This window comes from Hydrogenophaga sp. GW456-12-10-14-TSB4, assembly GCF_059424305.1.
Window position 1 is genome coordinate 1 of sequence record NZ_JBWKZH010000097.1, and the last position, 16,553, is coordinate 16,553.

Genomic DNA, 16,553 nt, shown 5'->3' on the forward strand with positions numbered 1-16,553 from the left:
GGCTTGGGCGGGTGTGACGCGCCCGTGCCTGGCGGTGGCCCTGTCACCGCGGGTGGGTCCATTGTGCGCCTGCCGGGCACTTAAGCCAAGTAAGCCAAATCATTTTATTCTTCATTTATAAAACGCGGATCACCAACTATTACTAGCAAGCCGCACTGGAAGGTCTGCATGAAGCCGGGAGGTCCTCGAAGCACCGGGCCTCCCCATCACCTGCGTCGCGGGGCAGCATCTGGATTGATATGGTCGAGATTGCGCACCCGGCGGCTCAAGCTACCCACCGAGCGCCAAAAAACGCACAGGCCACTGCCCGCGCCCAATTCACGTGGTGCGCTCTCAGCGCGCACTCGCGTCGGACTGAGCAGAAACGCGACCGCTGGCTACGCTACACCCCATGAGGTGCTCGTACATCCAGCCCATTCATCAGAAACGGCATGCCAGCCGTCGACACCTGGGCACCCTTCGAAAGTGAGAGGTCCAAACGGGGCACGTGAGAGATGCACACTTGGCACGCTGGTCATGGACTTCTTGCACGAGGTGCTGTAGTTCGACGCGCCATGCTATCTCGACGCCGAGCATCACATTGTCGGCAGCTACCGTGCACCCGTACGCATCCAAGATCAATCGCACAACATTTGCGCGTTCCATGAACGCCCCATATTCATTCGACAACAATTTGGGGAGCTTAGGTTAAGATTATTTGCATAACCTTTACCTGAAATCATGCACCGGAATCTGCGTCCAATACCAGATACAACCCACCGCCCGGGAAATCTGCAAGTGTTGACGCCGCCCGAGAAGTGACTATCTGAAGGATGGGATGACTCATCGGCCTATTTGACAACAGCGACCGAGCGCCTCACCTGTCCATGGCAGTGCACGGACCAATCCTTTGCAACTGCCTGCGCACCGCAATCAGCGGCAACAGCGCCTGCTTGTTTTTCGCACGGGACGATTCAAGGCAGTGATCAAGCTGGACCTCTGGCAAAGAAGGGCAGAAGCCAATTAGCTCTTCATGCAAGGTTCTTACTCCGCAAGTGTCCAGTCAGTTCCAGCACGCGTTCGGCATCTCGCGTCCTGAAACCTTGCTTGGGGTCCGTGAACACCACAAGCTCTCGCGCTTTGAAGTTCAGCGGATCGTCGTCGATAGCCAACCATCGGTGCGGCTCCCGCTGGTTGGCAATCAACCAGTTGCGGCACTGCGATTCGCGTAGCGGCATGGCGCCAAAGTCGACTTTGGGATTGCCCTTCTGAAGCGTGCAACCCACGATGAGCCGATACAGGTCTGGCTGCTCTTCGAAGAAGTCCCTCATCCTCTCCAGCGGGTAGTGCTCCGCCCAGGAACTGGAGATCACCACTTCGACGTGGTCTACCTGCTGAAGACAGATCTGCAGCAGACCCGCCTTCTCAAAAAGCCGGTCCGTGGTGCCGCCCTGCGGGTGCAGCACCCCATCAAAGTCCAGGAAGATGGTGATCAGCGGCTTCATGGGAGTGGGTTGAATAGTGGAAGTGGATGTCATCATTGTCTTCAAAGCAAGTGTTCTCAGTGCACGTGCTTCGTTGGTTCGCGTCCAGAGTCATCGCCCAGCACCTCGGCTGGCAGGTCCTTGGTCGAAACTACCGCCCTTCCCTGTCTCACGGCCTGCGCGATCGCTGAGCCGGTGAGCTGGTAGATCTCCCGGGCGCTCAAGTGCGCCAGCGCCAGGACAAAGGCCTTGTCAGGCGCCCGGCCCATACGCACCCCGGCGTCCTCGGTGGCAGCCGCGACCACCGCATGCGCCACCCGGATGGCTTGCTCGGCATCGGGCATGCAGATGTGGAACGCCCGCATACGAGACCTCAAGGTCGGAGCGATCAGCCAGGGGTAGTTGCTGGTGGCGATCCAAGTGATGAGGCTGGCATCAAGCTCTACCTCCACACTCTGGTCCCTCACCCGGCTTGCGCTCACCGGCTCCAGCAGGCTGTGCAGCACCGCGGTGGGATCGGCGGATCGACTAAAGCCTGTCGCCTTGTCCAGCTCATCGAGGATCACCACCGGGTTGGCGTAATCTCCCTGTGCCAGCATCTCAAACACCAGCCCCACGCGCGTATTGCCCCAGGTCACCTCCGAGCCAAGCAAGGCCGATGAGGTCTCGGCTTGGTCCATCGGGTGGCGCCGAACCGGTACACCCAGGACTTTGGCCAGCGTCTCGCAGAAGTGGGTCTTGCCCACACCGGGAGGTCCAGCGAGCAACATGGGCGGGATGCCCACCGGGCGGCGGCTGACTTTGGCCAACGCCAGCCGATCGGCCACAAACCGGATCACTTCCGAGAAGTGGGGGTGGGTCTGCTCCAGGGCCAGCACCGCATCGAGGTTGCGGGGAGTTTCAACCCGCCGCCAAGCGCCTTTGGGCTCCAGGTCTTTGAAGATGGCCGCGTTGCGCTTTCGCACATCGGCGTCGCTGATCTGTTTGCTCTCGCGCAGCTTTTCCAAGGCCTCGGGGTCGTAGACGCGTAACTTCCTCTTGACGGGCAAGGTTTCGACTTGCTTGTGGAAGGCGTGCGGGTCCGCATTGCGGATGGGAAGTCCCTTGCGTCGCATACGTCGGGCTTCACCCTTCGCCTTCTGGTCCGACCCGACCTTGCGCGGCGTTCCCTCGGCGAAGGCGGCCTCTGTCTGGGCTTTCTCGTCCTCCTTCTTTTCGCGCTCTTTGCGTTCAGCTTCTCGCACGGTCTCGGCGTCGAGCTGATCCTTGAGATTCTGTGTGATCAGCAAGAGTTTGCGGTCGGCGTAGCGTTCTGCGGACGACTGCTCCACGAACTGGCCGTCGGCCACGAACTGAACGCGGCCGGGGCTGCCAGGGTCACCGGAAACATCTGGACTGGAAGATGAAGTTGGACAGGCGCCAGGCGTCGAAGTGACCGGCTGAATGCTCTCGAGCACTTCCACCCTAAGCTCGGTGCTTTCGGTAGCGGGATGAATGCGCACGCGGATCCTCTTCATTTGAGAGCCCGCAGCTTCTTGTAGTGCGCCACACGGATGCTCTCAATATCAGGGGGAACACCATGGCGACCGAAGCGCCGGCTGATCTGTCCGTTCTCGCAGAAGGACAGGGCCACGACCGCTTCCTGCCGCTTGCGCACCAAGTAGTCGTTGAGCAGCTTCACCAGCCGCATAGCATTGGGTCCTGTGAAGTTGAGGGTGTAAACCTGCTTGTTGTGTCCAATCTGGCGGCGCACCGCGTAGATCACACTGGGCACGCTCACACAGCGCTGGAAATGCTCTAGCGTCTGAAGGCAGTTCTGAGAAATGGACACGATCAGGCGGAAGATCGACCTGCGGTTCGGAAACGGTTGCATCACGATGGCAATGCACCCGTCGCCATCGAGCATGCCAGCGGCCCATTCCAGGCTGGGACGAGGCCAACGATCAGAAGGTCGATCGACTGAAAGCGCCATGGAGCAATCCGCCTGCCCCGGATCGTCGGCACGTGAATCAGGGATCGCCGCAGGGATGCCACTGGAGGGAATGTCCTCGGTGTCCCCAACCGCCAGCACATCTACTCCATCGCTCGGCATGAACCGTTCGTTCGGATCGTCGACACCTTCCCACTGGGCGAACTCCCGTTCTTCGTCAGACTCGCTCCACGGGAATAGAGGGAGACGGCGTTGCCGGCCATCCACCCTGCCAGAGGAGACGCCATCACCGCCAGCGGGAACCACTGCAGCAGGCGCGCCAGCAGGTTGATGTGTGGGTGGCGACGACGGGTCCCCTGCAAGTGCGGGAGCGGCGTTGACGTCGACCCCATCGACACCACCGAGGCCAGCGTCTGGCGCATGGCCGCTTTCCCCGCGTGCGGAAATCGCTGAATTCATCTGAATCCCATATTTGTCTCGGGCGAGACCCAGCGCGTCTCCAAACGCCCGGCCCAGTCGCGCCACATGAGGATCCACCGGATTCTTGGACAACGGGCCGAAGCGGCTGCCCAGGCGGAACTCTTTCTCGCCCTCTCCGCTCCACAGCGCGCGCAGCCGCTGGGCATCTTCCGGCTCCAGCTTTTCCAGGCGATCAAGAAGCGCTGCAAGCATTTGCACGGTGGACGGATGGGCGCGCCTGCTCATCTCCCCTTGCGTAAGGCGCGATGCGGCGTCGGACACCATGGAAAGTGGCTTGTTAGGCAGGTTCAGCGCGCCAAGATCGGCGAGCACGGCAGCCAGGCGCACCAACGAGGCTTCGTCCCGATCAAGTTCGAAGTCGTTCAATCGCATGGCAGCAAGGATGCCCGTCCGCAGAGCATGGCTGCGTCCTGGCAACGCTAAAGACAACGCGGGCGGCGCGGTCGATGCATGCAGCGCACGTTCAATGTCCGGACGGCTGATCGCGGCCACCAGGAGTGCCTGGTGCACCGGCTTGAGACTGGCCAACACGCAGTGCAGGTCCAGTTCCACCGACTCGTGCAATCCCAGATGGCGCAGCACCCAGGGCGTGGCAGCTGGCTGCGGATGTGTCTTGCCAAACTGCTGGAGCACCAACACATCGGACGGTACATTGGGCATCGCGTGCTTCATCAGCTCGAGCTCGTAGACGCCCGGCTGTGGAATCCAGCGGGTGCCATGCACCGATGGCAGAAGTACGGTCTGGTCACCAGCGCCCAGGCGTGCCAGGGACATGCAACCGGAGACGTCCATCGTGCCGCTGCGTCCGACGCCGAGCTGCGTGACGATATCCATGAATCGCTGGTCGACTGGAGATGCAATCGATCCGAACGGTTGTGCGGCGCTGATGTGCGCGATCACCCGGATCACAGAGAACGGGTCGAGCAGTTCACCGCAGACGTTGGTGAACTCGCCATTGGGATCTGAGAGGTACGCGCTTGGGTAGGTTGTTGATGTCACGGTTCACTCCATACGGTCGATGAGACAATCAGAACGACAAAATCTTTCCCGGGACAATTTTTTGTCGTTCCAAATGACATTTTAAACGATCTAATGTCACCGTCAAGAGTTTTTTGTCATCCTGAGTGAAAAATCGTCTTGGAGCATGCAGTGATCAAGTGCCACCTATCCCGACTGATGGGGGAGCGAAAGCTCAAGATCAGCGACGTCGCAAGGGACACCGGCTTGCACCGCAATACCATCACACTGCTCTATCAAGAAACAGCAACTAGGATTGATCTGGAAGCCGTCGAGACGCTATGCCGCTACTTCAGTGTGGGCGTCGGTGATCTGTTTGAGTACATCGACACTCCCTCATCGGATCCTGAGAGTCCGTAGTCAGATGTGAATGTCATCGCTCTGGGCGGGTTGCTGTTCTCCCCGATCTAGCTGAGATCGTAGGGAGTGAAACTACAGGCCGCATTGGCAGCGCCGTTGACTCTGTGTGTGATCAGGTTCAGCGTATTCCCGCCCGGCTGCACTAAGCATCTGGGCACCTATTCGGACAAATCTCCGTCCGCCGAGATCGCTCGGGTACGGCATCCGTCATTAGGCGCGTTGCACTCGCGGTGCCTCAAGCGCTCGACGAAGTCTTGACAAAGAGTTGACGAGGACGAGATGTCGGCAATGCTATTGACGACTTCTTGTCGCGCGCTAGACAAAGTCTTGACGAAGGTATGACGGCGACTTGTCAGTGAACCGACCCAGGGTTCTAGCAGGAACAACTCTCTGAGAGAAGTGAGCCACAAGCAAGAAGTCAAACAAGTATTCACCCTAGATCCGAGCGCGCAGTGCAGGAGCATCTAAGTGAGTACCCTCGCAGTAGGCGGCCACCGCCCCCATGTCCGCCTTGCGCGCGTCAGCTCGTCAAGACACTCGTCGGCATGGAACTGCAGCAAAGTGCAGCGCTGATTGCGCAACTTAGTTGCCTCGATCGATAGTTAGACTGAAAGATGGTCAGCGAAGGGATCGAGCCTTCTGCCGCTCGCACGCGTGGCGATATGGGGTTCTTCATCGCCCGCCGCGGGCAACTCTCAACGACGTTGCGAGCCAGGCTTGTACGCCCGGAGATCTCGCGGATGAACATCTGCTCACGCAATGCCCAGCGTCTACGACGCGCAGTGCCGCCACGTCCATCACTCGTGAAATCTGGACACACAGTTGACGATGACGCGATGCCGGAGACGTTGTTGACGCCTACTTGTCACACGCTTGGCAAAGTCTTGACGAAGACATGACCGCAACTTGTCGGCGTACGGGGTCACCGTCCATTGCTGCACCGCCCTTCGATTGCAGGCCAGCTTATCAGTGAATCAATGTGATGAAGCATTCGACCCGATTGCGCCAGTAGCCATAGATTAGGCTGAAATGCGTGTTTCAATGCGGCCTCCGGACAAGCCAAGCATGTCGCTCAGACTTTTCACAATAACCGGGCGGTGGTGAGCTTGGAGCGCTCGCACCTGTGGGACTGCAACCAAACAATTGGAAAGTGGCACCGAACGCTGCTTTCGAAGATGCCTGCTCGTCGTCACCAAGCGCACGCTTCAATGCGTCGCACCGTCGACCGGCTTGGCGTGCAGCATCGTCTTGATCAGCTTGCCACACACTCCTCGTCAATGTTGCGAGGCGAGCCCGCGCGCATGTCGTCGTAAAGACCGCCAAGCCCGCGCTCAAAGAATCGAGTGGGCGACGTGCCTGCCGTGGACTCGTTCAGACGCAGGTGGCCAATGATCGGTCTGTTGACCTCACCATCGCAAGATGCTCATGAGGATGCGAGTTCGCTAGGACACTTGGTCACGCCTCATTGACAGAAGGACTGCGAAGCCGCGCTCGCGCTGCAAGCGGCAGCTGCATCAACCGTATTCCAAAAACGATTCCAAATTCCAAAAGACAAACGGGGCAACCACCGTTAAGTGATTGCCCCGCTTGGGATTTTTGGCGGAGTGGACGGGGCTCGAACCCGCGACCCCCGGCGTGACAGGCCGGTATTCTAACCAACTGAACTACCACTCCTGGTAGATGGCGTTCGTTCTTGCGAACCAAGTGCCAACCACTTGTTGCCTACTTGCCTTGCGGCTTGTTTGGCGACCCTACGGGGATTCGAACCCCGGTACTCACCGTGAAAGGGTGATGTCCTAGGCCTCTAGACGATAGGGTCATAACCTGGACTCAAAGAGCTTTCCATTGTAGCAGCGACAGAGCTTGTTTTTCTGCCGATGCCGCGATGAAAACCTCTTCGCGACTTCAAATTTTGGTGGAGGTAAGCGGGATCGAACCGCTGACCTCTTGCATGCCATGCAAGCGCTCTCCCAGCTGAGCTATACCCCCACAGGGTTTGTTGATCTGCCCTTTGCAACGTCGTTGCACAGTGCGTTTCAGCAAGCCTCAAATTATAAGCTATTTTTTCAGCCGTTCTGCAAACGGCGCAAAACAACTTCGCGATCGTGCAATTCGAGCACCGCGTCGAGCGACGGCGTCTGGGCCGTGCCCATCACCAGCACCCGCACCGGCATGGCCAGCTGCGGCATCTTCAGGCCGTGCGCGGCAAGCACTTCCTTGATGGCGGCCGAGAGCGCGGCCTTGTCCCAGGCGCAGGCTGCGAGCTTGTCCGCCAGGGTGACCAGCACAGGGCGCACGGCATCGGTCACGTGCTGGGCACGCTCTTCGGCATTGGGCGTGATGTCGGCGTAGAAAGCCTTGGCCCAGCCGGCCAGCGCCACGGTGGTGTCGCAGCGGTCCTTGAACAGGCCGCAGATGCGCGGCAGGCGCGCGTCCGCCTCAATGCCCTGCTGCTGCAGGTGCGCGGCCACCAGCGGCGCGAGCGCGTCGTCGGCCATGGCCTTGAGGTGTTGCGCGTTGACCCACTTGAGTTTGGCCTCGTCGAACTGCGCGGCGCTGCGGCCCAGATGGTCGAGGTTGAACCACTCGAGGAACTGCGCGCGGCTGAAGATCTCGTCGTCGCCGTGGCTCCAGCCCAGGCGCGCGAGGTAGTTCACCATGGCGTCGGGCAGGTAGCCTTCGTCGCGGTATTGCGTGACGGGCTTGGCGCCGTTGCGCTTGCTCATCTTCTCGCCCTGCTCGTTGAGCACGGTGGGCAGGTGGGCGTACACCGGCGGTTCCTTGCCGAGCGCGCGGAAGATGTTGATCTGGCGCGGCGTGTTGTTCACGTGGTCGTCGCCGCGGATGACGTGGCTGATGGCCATGTCGATGTCGTCCACCACCACGCAGAAGTTGTAGGTGGGCGTGCCGTCGGGCCGGGCGATCACGAGGTCGTCGAGTTCGTCGTTGCGGATCTCGATGCGGCCCTTGACCTTGTCGTCCCAGGCCACCACGCCGCCCTGCGGGTTCTTGAAGCGCAGCACGGGTTTCACACCTTCGGGCACGGGCGGCAGGGTCTTGCCGGGCTCGGGCCGCCAGGTGCCGTCGTAGCGCGGCTTCTCTTTCGCGGCCATCTGCTTTTCGCGCAGGGCGTCGAGTTCGGCCACGCTCATGTAGCAGGGGTACACCAGGCCGCCCGCCACCATCTCGGCGAGCACCGCCTTGTAGCGGTCCATGCGCTGCATCTGATAGAACGGGCCTTCGTCGTGGTCGAGGCCGAGCCACTTCATGCCTTCGATGATCACGTCCACCGCGGCTTGCGAGGAACGCTCGAGGTCGGTGTCTTCGATGCGCAGGATGAAGGCGCCGCCGGTGGAGCGCGCGAACGCCCAGGGGTAGAGCGCGGAGCGGATGTTGCCCAGGTGGATGAAACCGGTGGGCGACGGGGCGAAGCGGGTGCGGATGGGTGCGGACATGTCAGAAGGAAGAAAGACCACGGTCAAGGTCGGCCTGGATATCGCCCAGGTGCTCCAGCCCCACGGCCACGCGGATCAGCCCCTGCACCACGCCCGCCGTCTGGCGCTGCGCTTCGGTCAGGCGGCCGTGCGAGGTGCTGGCCGGGTGGGCCACCAGCGTCTTGGTGTCACCGAGGTTGGTGGAGAGCGACATCACCTGCAGCGAGTCGAGCACGTGGAAGGCGCGCTGGCGGGCCTGCTCGGGGTCGGCGCCCTTCACCTCGAAGGAGAGCACGGCACCGCCGCAACCCGATTGCTGCGCCATCGCCAGCGCGTGCTGCGGGTGGCTGGCCAGCCCGGGGTAGTAGACGCGGGCCACCGACGGGTGGGCCTCCAGCCACTGCGCCAGGGCCAGGGCATTGGCCGACTGGGCGCGCATGCGGATGTCCAGCGTCTCCAAGCCTTTGAGCACGACCCAGGCGTTGAAGGGCGCGAGCGTCATGCCCGAGCTCTTGAGCACCGGCAGGAAGGTCTTGGTGACCAGCTCCTGGCTGGCGCACAGGGCGCCGGCCATCACACGGCCCTGGCCGTCGAGGTACTTGGTGCCGGAGTGCATGACGATGTCGGCGCCCAGCGCCATGGGACGCTGCAGGGCCGGCGTGGCGAAGCAGTTGTCCACGCACAGCAGCGCGCCCGCGCCGTGGGCGATGTCGGCCAGCGCGCGGATGTCACAGACCTCGGTGAGCGGGTTGGTCGGCGTCTCGGCGAACAGCAGGCGGGTGTTGGGCTTGACGGCCGCCTTCCAGGCCGACACGTCGGTCTGCGACACGAAGGTGGACTCGACGCCGAATTTGGCGAGGTCCGAGCCGATCAGCTTGATGGTGGAGCCGAACATGGAGTGCGAGCACACCACGTGGTCGCCAGCCTTGAGCAAGCCCAGGCACATCATGAGGATGGCCGACATGCCCGAAGCGGTGGAGATGCAGGCCTCGGCGCCTTCGAGGGCGGCCAGGCGCTGCTCGAAGCTGGCCACCGTGGGGTTGCCGTAGCGGCCGTAGGTGAAGCCGTCCTCGTCGCCGGCAAAGCGGCGCGCGGCGGCTTCGGCACTGGGCTGCACGTAGCCGCTGGTGAGGTAGAGGGCCTCGGAGTTCTCGCCGTACGGGCTGCGTTCGACGGCTTCGCGCACGGCGAGGGTGTCGCGGTGCAGGTCAGGTTTCTTGGCGTTCATGAAAAAAAGTGTGGTGTCAGACGACCTGGGCGTTGGGCAGGGCCAGGCGCGAGGTGTCTTCCTCGCCCTCTTCGCTCTGGTCGCGGCCGGCGTTGAGTCGGGCGATGTCGGCCGGCGTGATGTCGCCGGTGACGTAGACGCCGTCGAAGCACGAGGCGTCGAAGCCTTCGAGCTTGGGGTTGAGCGAGCCGATGGCCTGCTTCATCGCGTCCACGTCCTGGTAGATCAGCGCGTCGCAGCCGATGATCTCGCGCACTTCCTCGACCGTGCGGTCGTGGGCCACGAGTTCGCCGGGCGTGGGCATGTCGATGCCGTAGACGTTGGGGTAACGCACGGGCGGCGCGGCGCTGGCCAGGTAGACCTTGCGCGCACCGGCGTCGCGCGCCATCTGCACGATTTCGCGGCTGGTGGTGCCGCGCACGATGGAGTCGTCCACCAGCAGCACGTTGCGGCCCTTGAACTCGCTGCCGATGACATTGAGTTTCTGGCGCACCGACTTCTTGCGCACACCCTGCCCCGGCATGATGAAGGTGCGGCCCACGTAGCGGTTCTTCACGAAGCCTTCGCGGTACGGCAGGCCCAGCAGCTGGGCCAGCTCCATGGCACTCGGGCGCGAGGACTCGGGGATGGGGATCACCACGTCGATCTCGTTCGGCGGCACGGTGGACACCACGCGCTTGGCCAGCGTCACGCCCAGGTTCAGGCGCGCCTGGTAGACCGAGATGCCGTCCATGACGGAGTCGGGCCGGGCCAGGTAGACGTATTCAAAGATGCAGGGGTTGTGGCTGACCTTGTCGGCGCACTGCTCGAACTGCATCTGGCCGTCGAGGTCCACGAACACGGCTTCGCCGGGCTGCAGGTCGCGCTCGAACTCGAAGCCGTTGCCTTCGAGCGTGACGGACTCGCTGGCCACCATCACGCCGCCGTCCTTGTGACGGCCCAGGCACAGCGGGCGGATGCCATGGGGGTCGCGGAAGGCCAGCAGGCCGTGGCCGGCGATCAGCGCCACCACGGCGTAGGAGCCTTTCACGCGCCGGTGCACGCCGCGCACGGCGGCGAACACGTCGGCCGGCTTGAGGGTGATGCCGCGCGTGACCTTTTCCAGTTCGTGCGCCAGCACGTTGAGCAGCACCTCGGAGTCGCTCTCGGTGTTGACGTGGCGGTGGTCGGTCTGGAACAGCTCCTGGGCCAGCGCCTTGGCGTTGGTCAGGTTGCCGTTGTGCACCAGCACCAGACCGAAGGGTGCGTTCACGTAGAAGGGCTGCGCCTCTTCTTCGCTGAACGCATTGCCGGCGGTGGGGTAGCGCACCTGGCCCAGGCCGCACAGGCCGGGCAAGGCGCGCATGTTGCGGGTGCGGAAGATGTCGCGCACCATGCCCTTGGCCTTGTGCATGAAAAACTTGCGTCCCTGTTGCGTCACGATGCCCGCGGCATCCTGGCCGCGGTGTTGCAGCAGCAGCAGCGCGTCGTAAATGAGCTGATTGACCGGGGTCTTGCTGACCACGCCCACGATTCCACACATGATTGAATCCTCAGGAAAACTAACGGATATATCGGGCCACGGCCTCGGGCAACAAGGGCTTGATCTCGTGCAGCGAGGCCGACAGCACGGACGCCGTGGTCGATTCCCGCCACCACGCGGCCCCCTCCATCTGCGTCATGCTCACCACGAGCGCCACCGCCAGCAGGATCACCCCGCCGCGCACCAGGCCGAACGCGCCTCCGAGCACCCGGTCCACCGGTCGCAGACCGACCGAGGCCACCAATTTCTGCACCAGCCAGGCCCCCAGGCCGGCGACGAACGCCACGACCACGAACACCAGGACGAAACCGGCCGCCAACCGCATCGGCGGCGACAGGCCGTCCATCGGCAACCAGGCCCCGGCTTCCTCGGCGAAGGCCTGGGCCAGCACGAAGGCCGCCACCCAACCCGCCACCGACAACACCTCGTACACCAGACCGCGCCACAGCCCCAGCAACACCGACAGCAGCAAGGCCGTGAGCAGCACCCAGTCGGTCACGGCCATCTGCGCTCCACCCGTCCCGACGTCACAGCGTCAGAACGGCTGCGGGCAGACCCAGGGCCTTGACACGGGCGGCGGCTTTTTCGGCGTCGGCGCGGTTCTCGAACGGTCCCACGCGCACGCGGATGCGCTTGCCATCGGGCGTCTGGGCCTCGTGCACGTAGGTCTTGAGCCCCGCACCTTCCAGTTTCTGGCGCACGGCGCGCGCGCCGGCCGCTTCGGAAAACGCGCCGACCTGCACCACGATGCGCTCCGCGCTGGCGGCGGCCGGTTTGGCGGCGGCGCTGGCGGGCGGCTTGCCTTCGAGCAGCGCGCGGGCCCGGTCGGCCTCGGCGGGCGACGGGGCCGCGGGCTTGGCGGGCGCGGCGGCCACGGGCGCCGGGGCGGGGGTCGGTGCTGGCGCGGCGGCCGGGGCAGGTTTGGGCGCAGCCTCGACCACTTCCTCGCGAGCCCCCAGGCTTTCACGGGCCGGCAGTGGCGCACTGCTGGCGGTGGCGGGCGGTTTGGCCGCAGGCGTGCTGGCTGCAGCGGCGGGCTTGGCAACCGGTGCGGGGGTGTTCTTGGCCGGGATCTCGATCGGGATGTCGACGGCGATCGGGCGCGGCTGGGTGTCGAACAGCAGCGGGAAACCAATCACGCCCAGCAACACCAGCACGCTGGCGCCGATCAGGCGGTGGCGCGCGCGGCGGCGCACGGCCTCGATGCTCTGCGGCGGGGGAGTCGAGGCGTTGCCCTGGGAACCTGAACGGGATTTGAACATCGGGGGGACCGTGGCGATAAAAGGCTAGGCGGACAGGTGTTTCGCCGACAGTCGGGGCACGCCGTCCTGCAATACGCCACCCACGGTGTAGAACGATCCGAAGACCACGATTCTATCAGCGGGGTCCGCGGCGGACACCGCGGCCCGCAGGGCGTCCATGGGGCCGGTGTGCCGGCCAGCCAACCGGCCCTTGCACTGGGGATGGGCCTCCAGCTGTTCGGCCAGGGCAGCGGCCGAACTGGCGCGCGGCAGGGGCAGGTCGGTGAGGTGCCAGCGGTCGATCAGCGGCGCGATGCGGTCCAGCATGGCGCCCAGGTCCTTGTCGGCCATGGCGCCGAACACGGCATGGGTGGTGGGGTAGAAGCCCATGGCGTCGAGGTTGGCCGCCAGCGCGGCCACCGAATGCGGGTTGTGCGCCACGTCCAGCACCAGGGTGGGTGTGCCGGGCACGATCTGGAAGCGCCCGGGCAGCTCCACCAGGGCCAGGCCGTTGCGCACCGCCTGTGCCGTCACCGGCAGCCGGCCGCGCAGGGCTTCCACCGCCGCCAGCACGCCCGAGGCGTTGACCAGCTGGTTCGCGCCGCGCAGCGCCGGGTAGGCCAGGCCGGCGTAGCGCCGCCCGCCGTGTGAGGGGTGCATGGCCCAGCCCCATTGCTGCTGGTCGCCCGCGAAATGGAAGTCCTTGCCCACGCGCCAGAGCTCGGCGCCGATCTCCATCGCGCGGTCCAGGATGCTCTGAGGCGGCACCGGGTCGCTCACCACGACCGGCCGGCCGGTGCGCATGATGCCGGCCTTCTCGAAGCCGATGGCCTCGCGGTCGTTGCCGAGCAGGGCCATGTGGTCCAGCGCGATGCTGGTGATGACCGCGCAGTCGGCGTCGATGATGTTCACCGCGTCCAGCCGCCCGCCCAGGCCGACCTCCAGGATGGCCACGTCCAGCCCGCTGCGCGAGAGCGTGCGCAGGATGGCGAGCGTGGTGAATTCAAAATAGCTCAGGCTGATCTCGCCACCCTCGTCGCCCACCTGTCCCTTGCGGGCCACCTCCACCTCGGCAAAGGCCGGCACCAGGTCGTTGGCGGCCACCGCCTCGCCCGCGACGCGGCAGCGCTCCTCGAAATGCACCAGGTGGGGCGAGGTGTAGACGCCGGTGCGGTAGCCCGACTGCGTGTAGACGGCCTCCAGCATCGCGCAGGTGGAGCCCTTGCCGTTGGTGCCGGCCACGGTGATCACCGGGCAGTCCAGCGCCAGGCCCATGCGCCGGGCGACGCGCTGCACGCGCTCCAGCCCCATGTCGATGGTGACCGGGTGCAGGCGTTCGGCGTGGGCCAGCCAGTCGGCCAGGGTGGTGGGGTGAGCGGGCACGGGAATGTCAAGCATGGGCGGGATTGTCCCATCGCGGACACCGCCCCGGGGCCGTGGGGGACATGGCGGACAATGCGGCCCATGATCACCGTCCACGGCATTCCCAACTGCGACACCGTCAAGAAAGCCCGCACCTGGCTGACGGACCACGGCGTCGAACACCACTTCCACGATTTCAAGAAACAGGGCGTACCCGAGGCCGCGCTCGACCGCTGGCTGGCCGCCGCCGGCTGGGAAACCGTGATCAACCGCAAGGGCACCACCTGGCGCCAGCTCGACGAGGCCACGCGCACCGGCGTGAAAGACGCCGCCAGCGCCCGCGCCGTGGCGCTGGCGAACCCGAGCGTGATCAAGCGCCCGGTCGTGCAGTGGGCCGACGGTGCCATCACCGTGGGCTTCGACGCCACCGCCTGGCAGCAGCGCCTCTGAACCGGCGCGGCGCGCCCCGGCCCGCGGCCTAAAATCGCGGTTTCGCCTTTCGTCTTCGCTTTACCTCCCCTTCAACACCATGAGCACCACCCAATTCGACGGCGTGACCGTCAACACCCAGGCCAATGTGTACTTCGACGGCAAGTGCGTCAGCCACGGCATCACCCTGGCCGACGGCACGAAGAAGTCGGTCGGCGTGGTGCTGCCCGCCACCCTGACCTTCAACACCGGCGCGCCCGAGATCATGGAATGCGTGGCCGGCGGCTGCGAGTACCTGCTGTCGGGCACCACGGAGTGGAAGAAGTCCGGCCCGGGTGACCAGTTCAGCGTGCCGGGCAACAGCAGCTTCCAGATCCGCGTGACCGAGCCCTACCACTACATCTGCCATTTCGGCTGATCGACCCTCGCCGCCGAAAGACCGCCATGGCCACCATTCTTCAGAACCTTCCCACCCAACAGAAAGTCGGCATCGCCTTCTCCGGCGGCCTGGACACCTCCGCCGCGCTGCTGTGGATGAAGCAGAAGGGCGCGATCCCCTACGCCTACACCGCCAACCTGGGCCAGCCCGACGAGCCGGACTACGACGAGATCCCGCGCAAGGCCCTGGCCTACGGTGCAGAGAAGGCGCGCCTGATCGACTGCCGCACGCAGCTGGCGCACGAAGGCATTGCCGCGCTGCAGTGCGGCGCCTTCCACATCAGCACGGCCGGGGTGACCTACTTCAACACCACGCCGCTGGGCCGCGCGGTCACGGGCACCATGCTGGTGGCGGCGATGAAGGAGGACGATGTCCACATCTGGGGCGACGGCTCGACCTTCAAGGGCAACGACATCGAGCGTTTCTACCGCTACGGCCTGCTGACCAACCCGAGCCTGAAGATCTACAAGCCCTGGCTGGACCAGCTGTTCATCGATGAGCTGGGCGGCCGTGCCGAAATGAGCGCGTTCATGACGGCCAACGGCTTCGGCTACAAGATGAGCGCCGAGAAGGCCTACAGCACCGACAGCAACATGCTGGGCGCGACGCACGAGGCGAAGGACCTGGAGCACCTCAACAGCGGCATCCGCATCGTCAACCCGATCATGGGCGTGCCGTTCTGGCGCGACGACTGCGCGGTGAAGGCGGAAGAGGTGACGGTGCGCTTTGAAGAGGGCCAGCCGGTGGCGCTGAATGGCGAGACCTTCGCGAGCCCGGTGGACCTGATTTTGAAGGCCAACGAAATCGGCGGGCGCCATGGTCTGGGCATGAGCGACCAGATCGAGAACCGCATCATCGAGGCCAAGAGCCGCGGCATCTATGAGGCCCCGGGCCTGGCGCTGCTGTTCATTGCGTACGAGCGTCTGGTGACGGGCATTCACAACGAGGACACGATCGAGCAGTACCGCATCAACGGTCTGCGCCTGGGCCGTCTGCTGTACCAGGGTCGCTGGTTCGACCCGCAGGCGATCATGCTGCGCGAGACGGCGCAGCGCTGGGTGGCGCGTGCGATCACCGGCGAGGTGACGGTGGAGCTGCGCCGTGGCAACGACTATTCGATCCTGAACACGGACAGCCCCAACCTGACCTACGCGCCCGAGCGTCTGTCGATGGAGAAGGTGGAGGACGCGCCGTTCTCGCCGCTGGACCGCATCGGCCAGCTGACCATGCGCAATCTGGACATCACCGACACGCGCGCCAAGCTGGGCATCTATGCCAAGAGCGGCCTGCTGTCTCTGGGTGAGGGTTCCCAGATGCTGAAGCTCGAAGGCGAGTAACGTCTTTCTTTCAGTGACCTCACGGGATCGGGGCGCCGCGGCGCTCTGCTCCGCGGGTGTCCCCCGACCCGGCTTCGCCGGGTCTCCTCCTTTACCCCGCTGCGCAGAGCGCCACGTCACCCCGATCCTGAGAGACGCTGGCGCTCACCCAGAAGCGCAGGCGAGAAACCTCAGACCACCACAGGCTCAGGCTCCAGCAAGATCCCGAACCGCTCATACACACTGGTCTGGATGGCCTTCGCCAGGGTCATCACCTCGCCCCCTGTAGCCCCACCCCGGTTCACCAGCACCAGCGCCTGCTTCTCGTAGAC

At 64.2% G+C, this 16,553-nt stretch carries 13 protein-coding genes, 3 tRNA genes and 1 pseudogene; 4 read left to right on the forward strand and 13 right to left on the reverse strand.

Annotation, left to right across the window (positions count from 1 at the left end; all coding sequences use genetic code 11):
- Nucleotides 1-1,010: 1,010 nt before the first annotated feature.
- From AC07ZS_RS27885 to AC07ZS_RS27895, 3 genes are read right to left on the reverse strand one after another with little or no spacing between them, the layout of a single operon-like run.
- Nucleotides 1,011-1,484 carry an HAD domain-containing protein gene (locus AC07ZS_RS27885; RefSeq protein WP_382160237.1) on the reverse strand — a complete coding sequence of 158 codons (474 nt, stop codon included), beginning with the start codon at nt 1,482-1,484 and terminating at the stop codon, nt 1,011-1,013.
- Between the two features lie 56 nt (nt 1,485-1,540).
- Nucleotides 1,541-2,965 (reverse strand): AAA family ATPase, encoded by a 1,425-nt coding sequence (locus AC07ZS_RS27890; protein ID WP_444691181.1) that lies wholly within the window; start codon nt 2,963-2,965, stop codon nt 1,541-1,543.
- 11 nt (nt 2,966-2,976) lie between these two features.
- On the reverse strand, nt 2,977-4,872 hold the full coding sequence (locus AC07ZS_RS27895; protein ID WP_382160243.1) for a hypothetical protein: 1,896 nt from the start codon (nt 4,870-4,872) through the stop codon (nt 2,977-2,979).
- A 150-nt stretch (nt 4,873-5,022) separates the two neighbouring features.
- Here AC07ZS_RS27895 and AC07ZS_RS27900 point away from each other — a divergent pair, with 150 nt between their 5' ends.
- Nucleotides 5,023-5,250 carry a helix-turn-helix domain-containing protein gene (locus AC07ZS_RS27900; protein ID WP_382160246.1) on the forward strand — a complete coding sequence of 76 codons (228 nt, stop codon included), beginning with the start codon at nt 5,023-5,025 and terminating at the stop codon, nt 5,248-5,250.
- 1,597 nt (nt 5,251-6,847) lie between these two features.
- Here the strand turns inward: AC07ZS_RS27900 and AC07ZS_RS27905 are convergent.
- The 9 genes from AC07ZS_RS27905 to folC all read right to left on the reverse strand — a co-directional run bounded on the left by AC07ZS_RS27905 (nt 6,848) and on the right by folC (nt 14,073).
- A tRNA-Asp gene (locus tag AC07ZS_RS27905) sits at nt 6,848-6,924 on the reverse strand.
- Between the two features lie 69 nt (nt 6,925-6,993).
- Nucleotides 6,994-7,069, reverse strand: a tRNA-Glu gene (locus AC07ZS_RS27910).
- Between the two features lie 94 nt (nt 7,070-7,163).
- Nucleotides 7,164-7,239 (reverse strand) — tRNA-Ala (locus AC07ZS_RS27915).
- Nucleotides 7,240-7,316: 77 nt separating this feature from the next.
- Nucleotides 7,317-8,705 carry a glutamate--tRNA ligase gene (gene gltX, locus AC07ZS_RS27920; protein ID WP_494801697.1) on the reverse strand — a complete coding sequence of 463 codons (1,389 nt, stop codon included), beginning with the start codon at nt 8,703-8,705 and terminating at the stop codon, nt 7,317-7,319.
- 1 nt (nt 8,706) lies between these two features.
- Complete coding sequence (locus tag AC07ZS_RS27925) at nt 8,707-9,912, reverse strand: O-succinylhomoserine sulfhydrylase (RefSeq protein WP_494801698.1); 1,206 nt, start codon at nt 9,910-9,912, stop codon at nt 8,707-8,709.
- 16 nt (nt 9,913-9,928) lie between these two features.
- Nucleotides 9,929-11,434 (reverse strand): amidophosphoribosyltransferase, encoded by a 1,506-nt coding sequence (gene purF, locus AC07ZS_RS27930; protein WP_494801699.1) that lies wholly within the window; start codon nt 11,432-11,434, stop codon nt 9,929-9,931.
- Between the two features lie 19 nt (nt 11,435-11,453).
- The gene (locus AC07ZS_RS27935; RefSeq protein ID WP_494801700.1) at nt 11,454-11,939 is read right to left on the reverse strand and encodes a CvpA family protein; all 486 of its coding nucleotides are present in this window, start codon (nt 11,937-11,939) and stop codon (nt 11,454-11,456) included.
- A 22-nt stretch (nt 11,940-11,961) separates the two neighbouring features.
- Entirely contained in the window at nt 11,962-12,696 is a 735-nt protein-coding gene (locus AC07ZS_RS27940; RefSeq protein ID WP_494801701.1) for an SPOR domain-containing protein, read from the reverse strand.
- Nucleotides 12,697-12,720: 24 nt separating this feature from the next.
- Nucleotides 12,721-14,073, reverse strand: a complete 1,353-nt coding sequence (gene folC, locus AC07ZS_RS27945) for a bifunctional tetrahydrofolate synthase/dihydrofolate synthase (RefSeq protein ID WP_494801702.1) — start codon at nt 14,071-14,073, stop codon at nt 12,721-12,723.
- Nucleotides 14,074-14,139: 66 nt separating this feature from the next.
- Between folC and AC07ZS_RS27950 the strand changes: the two genes are divergently transcribed.
- From AC07ZS_RS27950 to argG, 3 genes are all read left to right on the forward strand, one after another.
- Complete coding sequence (locus AC07ZS_RS27950) at nt 14,140-14,487, forward strand: ArsC family reductase (RefSeq protein ID WP_494801703.1); 348 nt, start codon at nt 14,140-14,142, stop codon at nt 14,485-14,487.
- Nucleotides 14,488-14,566: 79 nt separating this feature from the next.
- Nucleotides 14,567-14,884, forward strand: coding sequence for a pyrimidine/purine nucleoside phosphorylase (gene ppnP, locus AC07ZS_RS27955; RefSeq protein ID WP_494801704.1), 318 nt, complete (start codon nt 14,567-14,569; stop codon nt 14,882-14,884).
- 26 nt (nt 14,885-14,910) lie between these two features.
- Entirely contained in the window at nt 14,911-16,242 is a 1,332-nt protein-coding gene (gene argG / locus AC07ZS_RS27960) for an argininosuccinate synthase (protein WP_494801705.1), read from the forward strand.
- Between the two features lie 170 nt (nt 16,243-16,412).
- Here the strand turns inward: argG and AC07ZS_RS27965 are convergent.
- Nucleotides 16,413-16,553, reverse strand: a pseudogene (locus tag AC07ZS_RS27965) (UDP-N-acetylmuramate dehydrogenase); the annotation flags it as partial.